The sequence below is a fragment of the Amycolatopsis mediterranei genome (genome assembly GCF_026017845.1).
Lineage (GTDB): Bacteria > Actinomycetota > Actinomycetes > Mycobacteriales > Pseudonocardiaceae > Amycolatopsis > Amycolatopsis mediterranei.
The window spans coordinates 9,063,658-9,077,406 of record NZ_CP100416.1; the positions used below are offsets into that span (position 1 = coordinate 9,063,658).

Genomic DNA, 13,749 nt, shown 5'->3' on the forward strand with positions numbered 1-13,749 from the left:
GCCCCTCACATCCGGAAGACGCCGTAGTTGACCTCGGACAGCGGCGCGTTGGCCGCGGCCGAGAGGGCGAGGCCGAGCACCGTGCGGGTGTCCGCCGGGTCGATGACGCCGTCGTCCCACAGCCGGGCCGTCGAGTAGTACGGGCTGCCCTGCGCCTCGTACTGCTCGCGGATCGGATCCTTGAACGCCTCTTCGTCCTCTGTGGACCATTCCCCGCCGCGCGCCTCGATCGAGTCGCGGCGGACCGTCGACAGCACCGACGCCGCCTGCTCGCCGCCCATCACCGAGATCCGCGCGTTCGGCCACATCCACAGGAAGCGCGGCGAGTACGCCCGGCCGCACATCGAGTAGTTGCCGGCCCCGAACGAGCCGCCGATCACGACGGTCAGCTTCGGCACCCGCGCGCACGCCACCGCCGTCACCATCTTCGCGCCGTGCTTGGCGATGCCGCCCGCCTCGTACGCGCGCCCGACCATGAAGCCGGTGATGTTCTGCAGGAACAGCAGCGGGATCGAACGCTTGTCGCACAGCTCGATGAAGTGCGCGCCCTTCATCGCCGACTCGGCGAAGAGCACGCCGTTGTTCGCGATGATGCCGACCGGGTGGCCGTGGATCCGGGCGAAGCCGGTGACCAGCGTCGCGCCGTACTCCTTCTTGAACTCGCCGAACCGGCTGCCGTCGACGATCCGGGCGATGACCTCGCGGACGTCGTAGGGCGTGCGCGGGTCGGTCGGAACGACCCCGTAGAGCTCGGCCGGGTCGACGGCGGGGGCTTCGGTCGGCAGCACGTCCCAAGGCCGCGGCGCGCGCGGGCCCAGCGTCGAGACGATCGAGCGGACGATCCGCAGCGCGTGCGCGTCGTCGTCGGCCAGGTGGTCGGTGACGCCGGACTGGCGGGCGTGGACGTCACCGCCGCCCAGCTCCTCCGCCGTGACGACCTCGCCGGTCGCCGCCTTCACCAGCGGCGGCCCGCCGAGGAAGATCGTGCCCTGGTTCCGGACGATCACGGCTTCGTCGCTCATCGCCGGGACGTACGCGCCGCCGGCGGTGCAGGAGCCGAGCACGGCCGCGATCTGCGGGATGCCGCGGGCGGACATCGTCGCCTGGTTGTAGAAGATCCGGCCGAAGTGTTCACGATCCGGGAAGACCTCGTCCTGCCTGGGCAGGAACGCGCCGCCGGAGTCCACCAGGTAGACGCACGGCAGGTTGTTGTGCAGCGCGACCTCTTGGGCGCGCAGGTGCTTCTTCACCGTCATCGGGTAGTACGTGCCGCCCTTGACGGTGGCGTCGTTGGCGACGACCACGCATTCCCGGCCCGACACCCGCCCGACGCCGGTGATGATGCCGGCCGACGGCGCTTCGTCGTCATACAGCCCGTTCGCCGCCAGCGGGGACAGCTCCAGGAACGGCGAACCCGGGTCCAGCAGCGTGTCGACGCGGTCCCGCGGCAGCAGCTTGCCCCGCTCGACGTGCCGGGTGCGTGCCTTCTCCGGGCCGCCGAGCCGGGCGCTCGCCAAGCGTTTGCGGAGGTCTTCCACCAGCTCCGCGTGGGAGGTGGCGTTGCGGGCGTAGGCCTCGCTGTCCGGGGCAGCCGTAGTCCCCAGTGCCGGCGTGTCCATGGGCTCCCTCGAAGTTAGCGGTCGTTAACCTCCGTCTCGATGTTAGCGACCGCTAACGTGGGTGTCCAGTCGCCGGGATGCGCGAAACGGCCACCCCGGCGGACCGGGGTGGCCGTCCCGGGCGGATCAGCCGATCGCCGCCCGCAGCGGGGCGTAGTAGCCGCCCGACTGCCCGGCCGCGGTCGGGTGGTAGGACTCGATCACCGGCCAGGTCAGGCTGTGCAGGTAATCGTCGGCCGACGAGCAGATGTTGTGCCCGGCGAACGACGGCCGGACGTCGACGAAGGTCGCGCCCGCCGAGGCGGCCCGCGACTGGGTCACCGACGCGAGCGTGTCGGCGCCCGAGTTGATCGCCGTGCGCTTGGTGTCGCTCAGCCCGACCCAGCAGGAGCCGGGCACGGTGTAGAAGCGCGGGTAGGACAGGACGACGAGCTGGGCGCCCGGCGCCTTGGCCTTGATCGTGTTGTAGGTGTTGGTCAGCAGCGCCGGCAGCGTGTTGTTCACGTACGCCTTGGCCGTTTCGACCCGGTTCACGCAGTCGGAATCACTGCCCAGGGTGCAGGTGGTGATCACGTCGCTGAACCCGGCGTCGTTCCCGCCGACGGTCACCGTGACGAGCGTGGCCGACGAGGGGATCGAGTTCGCCTGGTTGATCACGTCCCCGGTCTTCGCCCCCGAGCAGGCGAGGAACGTGAACGAGGTTCCGCTGTGGGCGTTGGTCCACAGCTGCGGATAGGCCTTGGAACTGCGGTAACAGCTCCCGGAACTGCCGTAGCTGCCGGCCCCGACCCCGGAGGAGTAGGAGTCGCCGAGCGCGGCGTAGACGGTCCCGGCGGCATGGGCGAGGCCCGTGACGCCGAGGGTGGCAAGGACAACGGCCCCCAGGGCCGTACTCAACCGTAAGAGGGATCGCCGGAAATTACGGGTTGGAACAGCCATGGGTCACTCCTTTGTGACAGGGCCGACCCAAATAGGACAGCAGGTGAAAGCCTCACGAGGAACCCCCCACCCATGGCAGGTACCCACTCGGCCCACACCGGAAGTGTGAAACGTCAGCGGTTCGTCAGCCGCACAAGATCAACGGGAAATGACCAACCGCAGCCATTCGAGTGAATCGGCCGCTTCCGGCAGAACCGCGGGCCGGGTTGGCGCGAGTACGCCCTGACGCCGCCGGAGACGACCGGGGGCTCGACGAAAGGGGAACACCTCATGGCGTTCGCGCGAAGGACCCTCACCGGGTTGCTGACCATCGCCGCCGGTCTCGGGCTGGGGGTGGCGGCCGCGATCCCCGCCTCCGCCGCGGAGAGCGGCTCGTGGCACGCGTACGGCAACACCAACCCGATCACCTCCAGCTCGGCCACCTGGCACTGCGCCGGCTCCAAGGCGCTCGCCTCCAGCGTGGTCGCGCAGGTCTGCGCGATCAGGTCGGTAGGCGGCGGTGCCGTGCAGGGGGCGGTGATCGTGCGCAACAACCGTGCCTCCCTCTACTCCGTGGACGCGGCCATGGACCTGTACACCTCGTCCGGCACCCGCCTGGGCGACTGGGCTTGCGCGTCATCGGGGGTGGCGGCCAACTCGTGGTCGGTGTGCTTCGGGCGGACCCTCGCCCAGAGCAGCCCGGTGAACTCGGTGGGCAGCGCCAAGGGCGTGAATCTGGGCGTGTCGCCGAACGTGTGACCGGCGCGGCCGGCACCGGCCCCGGACGGGACGTTAGCGCTCGCTAACCTGCCGCTCTAAACTGACCGGATGCCGGCCAACCCCACCCCTCTCGTGAACGGCGAGAAGGCGAACAGGCGCGAACAGATCCTGTCCGCGGCCGCCGAGCTGTTCGCCCACCACGGCTTCCACGGCGTCGGGATCGACGACATCGGAGCCGCGGTGGGCATCTCCGGCCCGGCGCTCTACCGGCACTTCCGCAGCAAGGACGCGATCCTCGGCGAGATGCTGAACTCGATCAGCCGTTACCTGCTCGACGGCGGCACGGCCCGGGCGAGCCGGCCGGGTGAGCCCGACGACACGCTGACCGGCCTCGTGCGGTTCCACGTCGATTTCGCGCTCGCGCACCCGGCCTTGATCACCGTTCAGGAGCGCAACCTCGCCAACCTCACCGACGCCGACCGCAAGCAGGTGCGCGCGCTCCAGCGCCAGTACGTCGAGGTGTGGGTGCGCGTGATCCGCGAAGCCGTGCCGGACCTGGGAGAACGGCAGGCGCGGTCGGCGGCACACGCCGTGTTCGGACTGATCAACTCGACCCCGTACAACCGCCATCTCGGTGACGACGAGCTCGCCGAACTGCTCTGCCGGCTCGCGCTGGGTGCCCTTCGCGCGGCCTGACGGCCCTCGGCGGATCAAGGTATCCCGCCGAGCGCCCTCGTGGTGTTTGATGGGGCACGTGGACCCGGATTGGAGCGAGCAGGAGCGCCGGCTCGTCGAGAAGGCTCAGCGCGCGTTGACCGCGCTGAGCCTCGGCGACGACGCCGAAGCGCTGGGCGAGGTCGCCCCCTCGGCCGCCGAGCCGCAGGCCCGCGCGGACGAGACGAAGGCGCTGATGCTGCTGCTCTTCGGCGAGTGCAGCGCGATGGTCTCCACCCTCGGCGACGGGGGCAGCGCCCCGGTGAAGGTCCAGGTCTTCGACGAGGACGGCGAAGAGGTCTCGATCGACCAGGCCGACCCGCCGGTCCGGACGGCGGTCCGGACGCTGCTCGCGGAGGTGCACGGCAACACCGAAGCCGCGCAGGAGCAGGTCGAGATCGCGCTCGCCAACGCGGCCCCGGACGAGGTCGACAGCCTCGTCCTGCAGGCGCTGCGCTGGACCATCCGGCTGTCGGTGGAGTGCCTGGACCGCGACCTGCCGGTGGCGCCCTGGATCTCCGAGGCCGTCTCGGACTGAGGGCTACTAAGCCACGGAACGCCGGCGTCGTCTGATGAGCACTTCCGCCACGACCAGGTCGAGGATCCAGCCCAGTGTCTGCCCCAGCGGAATCAGCGAGGGCGCACTTGCCGCATCGACGCCCCCGAAGGGGGCCTGGGCCAGCAGGAACACCGGCACCAGGACACGCGAAGTGACGGCAAGGAACGTCAGCGCGTAGTTGCGCGTCATCCACGCCCGGTGCGCGGCGAAGTCACGCCGCCGGGCCGCCCGGTACGCGAGGCCGCCGGTGACCAGCCAAAGGACGGCCGCGGTGGTGAGGCCGAGCTGGGTGAGGAGCCGGCCGGACCAGAGCGCGACCGGGATCCCGGCCACCGCCGACGGCAGGACACCGGCGAGGAGATAGCTCCGGCCGAGCGTCCGGTGCAGCCGCCGGCGCGCCCGCACCGCGGGCACGAACTGCAGCGGGCCGAGCACGAGCGCCACCGCGGCCGGGAAGATGTGCGCCACCAGCACCGCGTAGCGCAGGTTGTCGCGCACCTCGATGCGGCTGCTGCCGGGGTCCAGTCCCAGGTACGGGTACGTGAGCACCAGCCCGGACCCGAGCGCGACGACGAGCAGCCACCATGGTTTCCGCATCCGGCGATGGTTTCGCGGCCGGGGCGGCGCGGTCGTCCGTCGCGGAGCGGCTCATACCGGTACGTCCGCGGACGTACTAGCCGAGCAGCTGCTTCACCAGAGCCGCGATCTGGCCGGTTTCGATGAGGAACGAATCGTGCCCGTACGGCGAGGACACGATCGACGGCTCCGGCGCCCCGGGGATCCCGGAGGCGATCTCCGCCGACTGGTACAGCGGGTAGAGCCGGTCGCTGTCGACGCCGCCGATCACCGCCCGCGCCGTCACCCGGCCCAGCGCCGCCGCCACGCCGCCGCGGCCGCGGCCGACGTCGTGGGTGTTCATCGACTCGGTCAGCACCAGGTAGCTGTTCGCGTCGAACCGGCGGGCCAGCTTGGCCGCGTGGTGGTCCAAATAGGACTCGACGGCGAACCGGCCGCCGCGCAGGGGATCTTCGCCGTCCTGCGGAACCCGGCCGAACCGCTGGGCCAGCTCGGGTTCGCTGCGGTAGGTGACGTGCGCGATCCGCCGGGCGACGCCGAGTCCGGCGACGGGCCCCGACGGCGCCGAGTAGTAGTCGCCGCCGTGGAAGAACGGGTCGCCGCGGATCGCGTGCAGCTGCGGGGACGCCCAGGCGATCTGCTCGGCCGACGCCCGCGCGGTCGACGCCAGCACCAGCACCGAAGCCACCCGCGACGGCAGCGACACCGCCCACTCCAGCGCCCGCATCCCGCCCATCGACCCGCCGACGACGGCCGCCCAGCGGTCGATGCCCAGCGCGTCCGCCAGCACCGCCTCGGCCGCGACCTGGTCGCGAACCGTCACCGCCGGGAACCGGCTGCCCCACGGGCGGCCGTCGGACGAAAGCGACGACGGCCCGGTCGAACCCTGGCAGCCGCCCAGCACGTTCGGGACCACGACGAAGAACTCGTTGGTGTCGACGGCCTTTCCCGGCCCGATGAGCCCGTCCCACCAGCCCGCGCTCGGGTGGCCCGGCCCGGCGGGACCGGCCGCGTGACTGTCCCCGGTCAGGGCGTGCTCGACGAGGATCGCGTTGGACGCAGCGGAGTTCAGCGTCCCCCACGTCTCGTACGCGAGCGAGAACGACGGCAGCACGCCACCGGCCTCCAGCGCGAGCGCGCCGGGGCCGGTGACGAACTTGCGGCGGCCCGGCGGATCCCCGATCCGCCAGGCGCCGGTGACGGGCCCAGCCGTCACAGTTCCGCCTTGGCCGCCCGGAATCCGGCCTCGAGGTCGGCCTTGAGGTCCTCGATGCCCTCCAGCCCGACGGCGAGCCGGACCAGCCCGGGCGTGACGCCGCTGGAGAGCTGCTCCTCGGGATTCAGCTGGCTGTGCGTGGTCGACGCCGGGTGCACGATCAGGCTGCGGACGTCACCGATGTTCACCAGCTGGCTGTGCAGCTCCGTGCCGTCGACGAACTTCCGGCCCGCCGCGACGCCACCGCGCAGGTCGAACGACAGCACCGCGCCCGCGCCGCGCGGGAGGTACTTCTGCGCGTTGGCGTAGTGCGGGCTGGACGGGAGACCGGCGTAGTAGACCTTCTCGACCTCGTCGCGCTGCTCCAGCCACTCGGCCAGCGCCTGCGCGTTCGCCACGTGCCGCTCGAGGCGCAGCGACAGCGTCTCGATGCCCTGCAGGATCAGGAAGCTGTTCAACGGCGCGATCGCCGCGCCGGTGTCGCGCAGGATCTGGACGCGCGCCTTCGCCGCGTACGCGCCCGGGCCGAGCGCCTCCCAGTACTTGAGGCCGTGGTAGCTCGGGTCGGGCTCGTTGAAGCCCGGGAACTTCGCCGGGTCCTGGCCGAAGTCGAACGTGCCGCCGTCGACCAGCACGCCGGCCACCGTGGTGCCGTGACCGCCGAGGTACTTCGTCGCGGAGTGCACGACGACGTCGGCGCCGTGCTCGATCGGGCGCAGCAGGTACGGCGTCGGCACGGTGTTGTCGACGACGAGCGGCACGCCCGCCTCGTGCGCGACGCCGGCGACGCCCCGGATGTCGAGGACGTTGCTGCCCGGGTTGGCCAGCGTCTCGGCGAAGAACAGCTTGGTGTTCGGCCGGACCGCGGCGCGCCACTGCTCCAGGTCGTCCTGGTCGTCGATGAACGTGACCTCGACCCCGAGCTTCGGCAGCGTGTAGTGGAAGAGGTTGTAGGTGCCGCCGTAGAGCGACGGGCTCGAGACGAAGTGGTCGCCCGCCCCCGCGAGGTTCAGGATCGCCGCCGTGGTCGCGGCCGAGCCCGACGCGAACGCCAGCGCCGCGACCCCGCCTTCGAGCGCGGCGAGCCGCTGCTCCAGCACGTCCTGGGTCGGGTTCATGATCCGCGTGTAGATGTTGCCGGGCTCGGCGAGGCTGAACAGGTCGGCGCCGTGCTGGCTGTCGCGGAAGACGTACGACGTCGTCTGGTAGATCGGCGTCGCCCGTGCCCCGGTGGCCGGGTCCGGCGCGGCACCCGCGTGGATCTGCTTGGTCTCGAAGGACCACGCCGAAGTCTCGGCCATCGGTTTTCTCCTTGCGGCTCAAGGGGTTCTCGGAGGGGCCTGCCGGGATGAAGCTACTTGCGCCGAACGGCCCACCCAACCCTTCCCACCTCCTGGGAGAGGAGCTTTCCTTGCCAATCGAATCTCTCTGTCGCTAAGATATTCATCAGGGAAGATTCACAGGCGTGGAGGTAGTCATGAGCGAGCGGGTTCAGGTGCTGGTCGTCGGGGCGGGACTGGGCGGGCTGTCGGCGTCGCTGTTCCTGGCGCAGGCGGGAGTGGACGTGCTGACCGTCGAGCGGCACGCGGGGACGTCGATCCACTCGCGGGCCGCCGGGCAGAGCTGGCGCACGATGGAGTTGTTCCACTGGGCGGGCATCGACCGCGAAGTGCTGGCGGCGAGCCCGCGGGCGTCGCAGGGGCTGCGGGTCACGGTCGCGACCAGCCTGGCCGGCCGGGTGCTGCACCGGCTGGTCCAGGACGGCAGCGAGTTCGACGTTTCGGCGTCGACGACGCTGCCCGCCGGCATGGCCGGCCAGGACGTCGTGGAGCCGATCCTGCTGGCGCACGCGGAAAAGGCGGGCGCGCGGGTGGTGTTCCGGACCGAGCTGACCGACCTGACGCCGGACGACGGCGGCGTCACCGCGACGCTGCGCCACCGGGAGTCCGGCGAGGAAACCGTGGTGCGCGCGGACTACGTCGTCGCCGCCGACGGCGGGCGCAGCGGCATCCGGCAGCGGCTCGGCATCGGGACCACCGGGCTGGACGCGCTGAGCCACTGCCTCGGCGTGGTGTTCGACGCCGACCTCGGCGACCGCGTCCAGTCCGGCGTGTCCGACCTGTTCTACCTGCAGCACCCGGACTTCACCGCCGGGTTCGTCACCACCGATGTGCCGAACCGGTACGTCTTCGCCCCGGACTACTTCCCGGACCGCGGCGAAAGCCCGGCGGACTTCACCCACGACCGGCTCGTCGCGATGATCCGCGCCGCCACCGACCTGCCGGACCTGGACCCGGAGATCGTCTGGACGGGCTCGTGGGAGGTCGCCGCGCGGCTCGCCGACCGGTTCCGCGCCGGGCGGGTCTTCCTGATCGGCGACGCGGCGAAGGTGACGCCGCCGACCGGCGGGATGGGCGGCAACACGGCGGTCGGCGACGCCGCGGACCTCGCCTGGAAGCTCGCCGCGGTGCTGCGCGGCGAAGCGGGTCCGGCGCTGCTCGACACCTACGAGGCCGAGCGCAAGCCGATCGCGCGGATGGTCATCGACACGTCGCTGCACAACATGAAGCAGCGCATGCACCCCGATCTCGACGTCTCCGGGCTGACGAAGGCCGAGGACCAGCTGTCGATCCTCCTCGGGTTCCGCTACCGGTCGACCGCGGTGCTCGCGGAGGAGCCGGACGACGGCGAACGCGTCGAGGACGTGCACGCGCCCACCGGGCGGCCCGGCTTCCGCGCGCCGGGCCTGGAGTCCACTGTGGACCTGATCGGCCGCTCGTGGGTGCTGCTGTGCGCCGGCGACGGCACGCGGTGGCAACCGGCCGCGGCGGACATCGCGGCGGAGCTGGGCGTCCGCCTCGACTGCCACGTGCTCGACGACGCCGTCTTCGCCGCTCGTTACGGCCTTTCGACGGGCGGCGCTTCGCTGGTGCGGCCCGACGGCATCGTCGCGTGGCGGTCCCCGGAGCCGGCCGAGGACCCGGCGGCCGAGCTGTGGCGGGTCCTGACGGCGGTCCTGTCCCGCTAGCCGCGCTGTTGCAGCGCGAAGCGGTTCCCTTCGGAGTCGGTGAACATCGACCACCAGCCCCACGGCTGCTTCTCCGGCTTCGCGGGGAACTCCACCCCCTTCGCCGACAGCTCCTCGTAGGTCTTCTCGACGTCGTCGGCGTATAGGAAGAAGTTCGACGTCGGGAGCTGGTCGCCGGTGCTCCGGGGACGGTCCTCGGGGTTCTCGCTGAGCACGAGGATCGTCCCGTCCGGCGCGGTCACCTCGACCCAACGCCGGCCCTGGTCGTCGTAGGGCACGTCCGTCGTCACCGCGAAGCCGACGACCGCCGACCAGAACTCCTTGGCGCGCGCCTGGTCCTCGACCCCGACCACGACCTTGCCGACTCCCTGGATGGGCATGGTTCCCGCCTCTCTATATCCACCATGGATATAACCAGACCGGAGTGTAGGCTCGGTCCATGGCCGACGGCAACCCGCTGACCCCCGCGGCGTTCCAGGTGCTCCTGGCGCTGGCCGCCGGGCCGGGCGGGCGCGCGCACGGCTACGGGATCATGGGGTTCGTCGCCGAGGTCACCGGCGACGCCGTCCAGCTGGGGCCCGGAACGCTCTACCGGACGCTGACCCGGCTGGCCGCCGACGGCCTGGCCGAGGAGCTCCCGGGCGAAGATTCGCGCCGCCGCTACTACCGGATCACCCCGGCCGGCCGCGCGGCCGCCGAACGGGAGGCCGCCCTGCTGGCCCGGCTGGTCGCCGCGGCCGGGGCCGCGGGGCTGACGGCGCGCCCGGAGTCGGCGTGAGCCGCCCGCTCGGCCTGGTGCCGCACCTGTTCGTGCGGGATGTGGACGTGGCCCTTTCGTTCTACACCAAGGCGTTCGGCGCGGTGGAGCTCTTCCGCACGGTCCTGCCGGATGGCACGGTGCTGTTCGTCGAGCTGGCCGTCGGCGACGCGCGGCTGCTGGTCAGCCAGGAGATCGCCGCGCTCGACGCGCTGGCGCCGTCGACGATCGGCGGCATCCCGATGCTGCTGACGCTGGAAACGGCCGATCCCGACGACCTCGCCCGCCGCGCGGTCTTCGCGGGCGCGACGGTGGAAGCACCCGTCGCGGAGATGTTCTTCGGCGAGCGTTACGGCCGGGTCGTCGACCCGGACGGGCACCGCTGGGCGTTGACGACCAAGCGCGAGCAGTACACGCCGGAGGACATCGACGCGCGGAAGCCGCACAACGCGGCTTTCGGGGGTCCGGGTGGCGGAGCCCCCGGCTCGGGGCGGAGCCCCGGACCACACTGATCACCCCGCCGCGGGCCGCCTGCCGACGCCGGCGAAGTGTTCGTGCAGCTCGCGGACGTGCTGGGCCCAGAACAGCTGGCGCCCGCCGCGGGTGCGGGGCACGGCCAGGCCCTTGCGGCTCGCGAGCCGGTAGAAGCCGGGCCCGGCGTCGTCGGCACCGAGGTTCCGGACGAGCGCGCCGAGCAGCCGCCCGCCCGCCTCCTCGAACCCGGCTTCGGAGATGCGGTCGAGCAGGTGGGCCATGCTCGCGCGGCCGTCGCCGGTGGTGAAGTCGAACCCGGCCACCCCGGTGCGCCGGGTCAGCGCGGCGGCGAATTCACCGAAGGAAGTCGTCCGGTCGACGACCGCGCGCGCGATCAGAATCGCCTTGCCCGCGTCGATCATCTTTTGCCATTCCGCCACGTCACGTCCGTACAAGCTGACCACCTCGCACTTTCCCCGGCGAAACCGTCCGGTCGATCGCGAGAGGATGCCATACGCCCGATCCGCGTGCGCACCGGGGCGGGTTTGGCTGACCACAAGGGCTTCCCACGCCACTGACGGTTTCTTTTCGCTCTCCCGGCGTCTCCGGCAGGAGTTTTCCACCGTTGCGATGAATGGGGGAACCGGCTGGGAAGGATCGCCGGGATGAAATAGAGTCGGCGCCTCTCCGGACCCGAGGAACGATCGGCCGGGTCCGGCATTCCCGAAATCACCGGAGCGCAGTGAGCGATATCCCCTGAACGCCTGCCGGGGCGGCGCGTCCGCCCGCCACCGCCCCGGCAGGCCCCGGCTCAGCGCCGGCCGAGCACCCAGTGGAAGGTCGCCGGCCCCTCCGGCTCCCGCATCGTCACGATCTCGTCCACCTCGAGGGTGAACCCGGCCGCTTCGAGCAGCCGCCGGTTTTCCGCGGGCGAGTGGCTGCTGAAGAACATCGGCGCGCCCAGCCAGCCGGCCTCGACGCCGTTCGCTTCGCTGCACCCGAGCGCGGCCAGGAACCAGCCGCCGGGACGCAGCCACGCGGCGATCCGGGCGAAGAGCCCGCCGTGTTCTTCCCGCGGCACGTGCAACACGGAGTAGAACGCCGTCACGGCGGCGAAGCTGCCGTCCGGAAAGGACAGTGCGGTCATGTCGCCCCGCTCGAACCGCGCGCCGGGGACGTTCCGCCGCGCCAGTGCCAGCTGCGCCGCGGAGAGGTCGACGCCGAGGACGTCGTGCCGTCCGGCGAGCGCGGCGGTGCTCGGCACGCCGGCGCCGCAGCCGAGGTCGAGGACCCGGGCGCCGTCGTCGAGGCGGCCGGTCAGCTCCCCCAGGAACCGCGACCGCGGGTCGTCGGCGATCCGCGCGCTCCACTCGAGGTACCGCTCCGCCACGCTGTCGTAACCGCTTTCCACGATCCGCCGGGCTTCGCTCACCCCGCCGACCCTACCGAGCCTTCCAGCGGTTTCTCGGCGAGAATGGTCTTGTGGTTTCGGTGCGCAGCGTGGTCGACCGGGTGGGGCCGACGCTGCTCCACGCGCTCCAGGTGCCCGACGACTCGCCCGCGGTCGCCGACGTCGTCATCGCCGAACCCGGCGGGGCCCTCACCCTGTCCGCCGGGGACCTCGTGCTCGGCGTCGCCACGACCGGGCCCGAAGACGCTGCCGAGCTGGTGAAGCAGAGCGCCGGGCAGGGCGCCGCCGCGGTGCTGCTCAAGCCGCCGCTGGCCGCGAAACCGGCGGTGAAGCGGGCCGCGAAGGCCAGCGGGATCGCGCTGATCCAGGTGCACGCCGCGACGTCGTGGGCGCAGCTCGTCTGGCTGCTGCGGACCGTCCTCGACGCCCTCGCCGACGAGTCGGAGGACCTCGACCCCGGGTCCGGTGACCTGTTCCGGCTGGCCGACGCCGTCGCGAGCGTCGTCGACGCGCCGGTGACCATCGAGGACACCAACTCGCGCGTGCTCGCCTACTCCGCGCGCCAGGACCTGACCGACTCCGCCCGGGTCGCCACGATCATGGGCCGGCGCATCCCCGACGACGTCCTCGCGCGGTTCCGGTCGCGCGGGGTGTTCCGCGAGCTGTCCCGCGGCCGGCAGACGATCTTCGTCCCGGCCCAGCGCGACGGCACGCTGCCGCGGCTGATCGTGCCGATCCGGATGGGCGGCGAGCTGCTCGGGTCGATGTGGGCGGTGGTCGCCGGGCCGGTGTCCGACGAGCGCGCGGCCGCGTTCGCCGACGCCGCCCCGGTCGTCGCGCTGCACCTGCTGCGGCGGCGCGCGCACACCGACGCGCAGCGCCGCGCGTCGGCCGAGCTGCTGCGCGCGGTGCTCGAAGGCCGGGCGAACCCGCGCAAGGCGATGGCCGAGCTGGACCTGTCCGACGAGCCGCACCGCGTGGTCGTCATCGAGGTCACCGGCGGTGCCGGGCGCGACGCCGAAGGCCTGCGGCTCGCCCTGCTCGAACGGATCTCCCAGGGCATCGGCAGCCGCCCGGTGGCGACCGAGCTCGGCGGGCTGCTCTACGCCGTGGTGCCGGACCGGCCGGGGCCGGGCGGCTGGGCCGAGCTGCGGCAGGCCCTGCTCGCGCAACCGGCGTCCCGGCGCGGCGGAGCTTCCCGCGCGGCCGCGGGCTCCCCCGGCGGGATCGGCGACCTCTCGGCGTCGCGCGCCCAGGCCGACGAAGCCCTCGGCCTGCTGCGCGCCGAAATCCTCGCCGAGCGCGTGATCGCCTTCGACGAGGCGTGGACGGCACTGACGCTGCACCGCGGCGCGACGGCGGCCTCGGCGGCGCGGGTCGCCGACCTCGGCCCGCTGGGCATCCTGCGCGCGCACGACGAATCGGGCAAGGCGGGGTACGTCGAGACGCTCTACGAGTGGCTGAGGCACCCCGGCGACCCGCGGGCGGCGGCGAAGGAACTGCGGATCCACCCGAACACCCTGCGGTACCGGATGCGGAAGCTCCTCGAGCTGGTGCCGCTGGACCTCGACGACCCCGACGTCCGGCTGGCCCTGCTGACCCAGCTCGTCGCCCTGCGCTGGAGCTGATGGGCCGTTCGGCCCAACGTTTCGCCGATGCGTTACTCCGCATGGATCGCGCCGATCGTTCGGATTGTCTTTTCCAGCCGAAAGATGGTGGATTCCGAAGATCGCGTGGCGCATTTTCTCCTCACCACC

Annotated in this window: 15 protein-coding genes; 7 read left to right on the forward strand and 8 right to left on the reverse strand. The window is 72.0% G+C overall.

Going from position 1 to position 13,749, the window contains the following annotated elements:
• Positions 1–5 precede the first annotated feature (5 nt).
• Both ISP_RS40955 and ISP_RS40960 read right to left on the reverse strand, forming a co-directional pair.
• A complete protein-coding gene (locus ISP_RS40955; RefSeq protein ID WP_013229661.1) occupies positions 6–1,619 on the reverse strand; it encodes a carboxyl transferase domain-containing protein in 1,614 nt (537 codons plus the stop codon).
• 126 nt (positions 1,620–1,745) lie between these two features.
• Entirely contained in the window at positions 1,746–2,516 is a 771-nt protein-coding gene (locus ISP_RS40960; RefSeq protein WP_013229662.1) for an SGNH/GDSL hydrolase family protein, read from the reverse strand.
• A gap of 312 nt (positions 2,517–2,828) precedes the next feature.
• On the opposite strand from ISP_RS40960, the gene ISP_RS40965 reads away from it, so the two are divergent.
• The 3 genes from ISP_RS40965 to ISP_RS40975 all read left to right on the forward strand — a co-directional run bounded on the left by ISP_RS40965 (position 2,829) and on the right by ISP_RS40975 (position 4,509).
• Positions 2,829–3,296 carry a hypothetical protein gene (locus tag ISP_RS40965; RefSeq protein ID WP_013229663.1) on the forward strand — a complete coding sequence of 156 codons (468 nt, stop codon included), beginning with the start codon at positions 2,829–2,831 and terminating at the stop codon, positions 3,294–3,296.
• A 69-nt stretch (positions 3,297–3,365) separates the two neighbouring features.
• Positions 3,366–3,953 (forward strand): SACE_7040 family transcriptional regulator, encoded by a 588-nt coding sequence (locus tag ISP_RS40970; RefSeq protein ID WP_034283977.1) that lies wholly within the window; start codon positions 3,366–3,368, stop codon positions 3,951–3,953.
• Between the two features lie 49 nt (positions 3,954–4,002).
• Positions 4,003–4,509 carry a hypothetical protein gene (locus ISP_RS40975; protein WP_013229665.1) on the forward strand — a complete coding sequence of 169 codons (507 nt, stop codon included), beginning with the start codon at positions 4,003–4,005 and terminating at the stop codon, positions 4,507–4,509.
• A gap of 6 nt (positions 4,510–4,515) precedes the next feature.
• Here ISP_RS40975 and ISP_RS40980 read toward each other — a convergent pair whose 3' ends face one another.
• The 3 genes from ISP_RS40980 to ISP_RS40990 all read right to left on the reverse strand — a co-directional run bounded on the left by ISP_RS40980 (position 4,516) and on the right by ISP_RS40990 (position 7,623).
• Positions 4,516–5,127 carry a DUF2306 domain-containing protein gene (locus ISP_RS40980; protein WP_013229666.1) on the reverse strand — a complete coding sequence of 204 codons (612 nt, stop codon included), beginning with the start codon at positions 5,125–5,127 and terminating at the stop codon, positions 4,516–4,518.
• Between the two features lie 76 nt (positions 5,128–5,203).
• A complete protein-coding gene (gene metX / locus ISP_RS40985) occupies positions 5,204–6,322 on the reverse strand; it encodes a homoserine O-acetyltransferase MetX (protein WP_013229667.1) in 1,119 nt (372 codons plus the stop codon).
• Positions 6,319–7,623, reverse strand: a complete 1,305-nt coding sequence (locus ISP_RS40990; RefSeq protein ID WP_013229668.1) for a bifunctional o-acetylhomoserine/o-acetylserine sulfhydrylase — start codon at positions 7,621–7,623, stop codon at positions 6,319–6,321. The genes metX and ISP_RS40990 overlap by 4 nt, the downstream gene beginning before the upstream one ends.
• Before the next feature lie 176 nt (positions 7,624–7,799).
• On the opposite strand from ISP_RS40990, the gene rdmE reads away from it, so the two are divergent.
• Complete coding sequence (rdmE, locus tag ISP_RS40995; protein ID WP_013229669.1) at positions 7,800–9,350, forward strand: aklavinone 12-hydroxylase RdmE; 1,551 nt, start codon at positions 7,800–7,802, stop codon at positions 9,348–9,350.
• On the opposite strand, the gene ISP_RS41000 is transcribed toward rdmE, so the two are convergent.
• Positions 9,347–9,730, reverse strand: coding sequence for a glyoxalase superfamily protein (locus ISP_RS41000; RefSeq protein WP_013229670.1), 384 nt, complete (start codon positions 9,728–9,730; stop codon positions 9,347–9,349). The genes rdmE and ISP_RS41000 overlap by 4 nt on opposite strands.
• Positions 9,731–9,789: 59 nt before the next feature.
• Between ISP_RS41000 and ISP_RS41005 the strand changes: the two genes are divergently transcribed.
• Both ISP_RS41005 and ISP_RS41010 read left to right on the forward strand, forming a co-directional pair.
• Positions 9,790–10,128, forward strand: a complete 339-nt coding sequence (locus ISP_RS41005) for a PadR family transcriptional regulator (protein WP_013229671.1) — start codon at positions 9,790–9,792, stop codon at positions 10,126–10,128.
• Complete coding sequence (locus tag ISP_RS41010; protein ID WP_013229672.1) at positions 10,125–10,619, forward strand: VOC family protein; 495 nt, start codon at positions 10,125–10,127, stop codon at positions 10,617–10,619. The genes ISP_RS41005 and ISP_RS41010 overlap by 4 nt, the downstream gene beginning before the upstream one ends.
• Here the strand turns inward: ISP_RS41010 and ISP_RS41015 are convergent, their stop codons facing one another.
• Positions 10,620–11,021 carry a hypothetical protein gene (locus ISP_RS41015; RefSeq protein ID WP_230468590.1) on the reverse strand — a complete coding sequence of 134 codons (402 nt, stop codon included), beginning with the start codon at positions 11,019–11,021 and terminating at the stop codon, positions 10,620–10,622. It abuts the gene before it with no gap.
• A 371-nt stretch (positions 11,022–11,392) separates the two neighbouring features.
• Positions 11,393–12,013 (reverse strand): class I SAM-dependent methyltransferase, encoded by a 621-nt coding sequence (locus ISP_RS41020; RefSeq protein WP_013229674.1) that lies wholly within the window; start codon positions 12,011–12,013, stop codon positions 11,393–11,395.
• A 50-nt stretch (positions 12,014–12,063) separates the two neighbouring features.
• Between ISP_RS41020 and ISP_RS41025 the strand changes: the two genes are divergently transcribed.
• Positions 12,064–13,620: a PucR family transcriptional regulator gene (locus tag ISP_RS41025; protein WP_013229675.1), complete on the forward strand. Its 1,557-nt coding sequence runs from the start codon at positions 12,064–12,066 to the stop codon at positions 13,618–13,620.
• Positions 13,621–13,749: the final 129 nt, after the last annotated feature.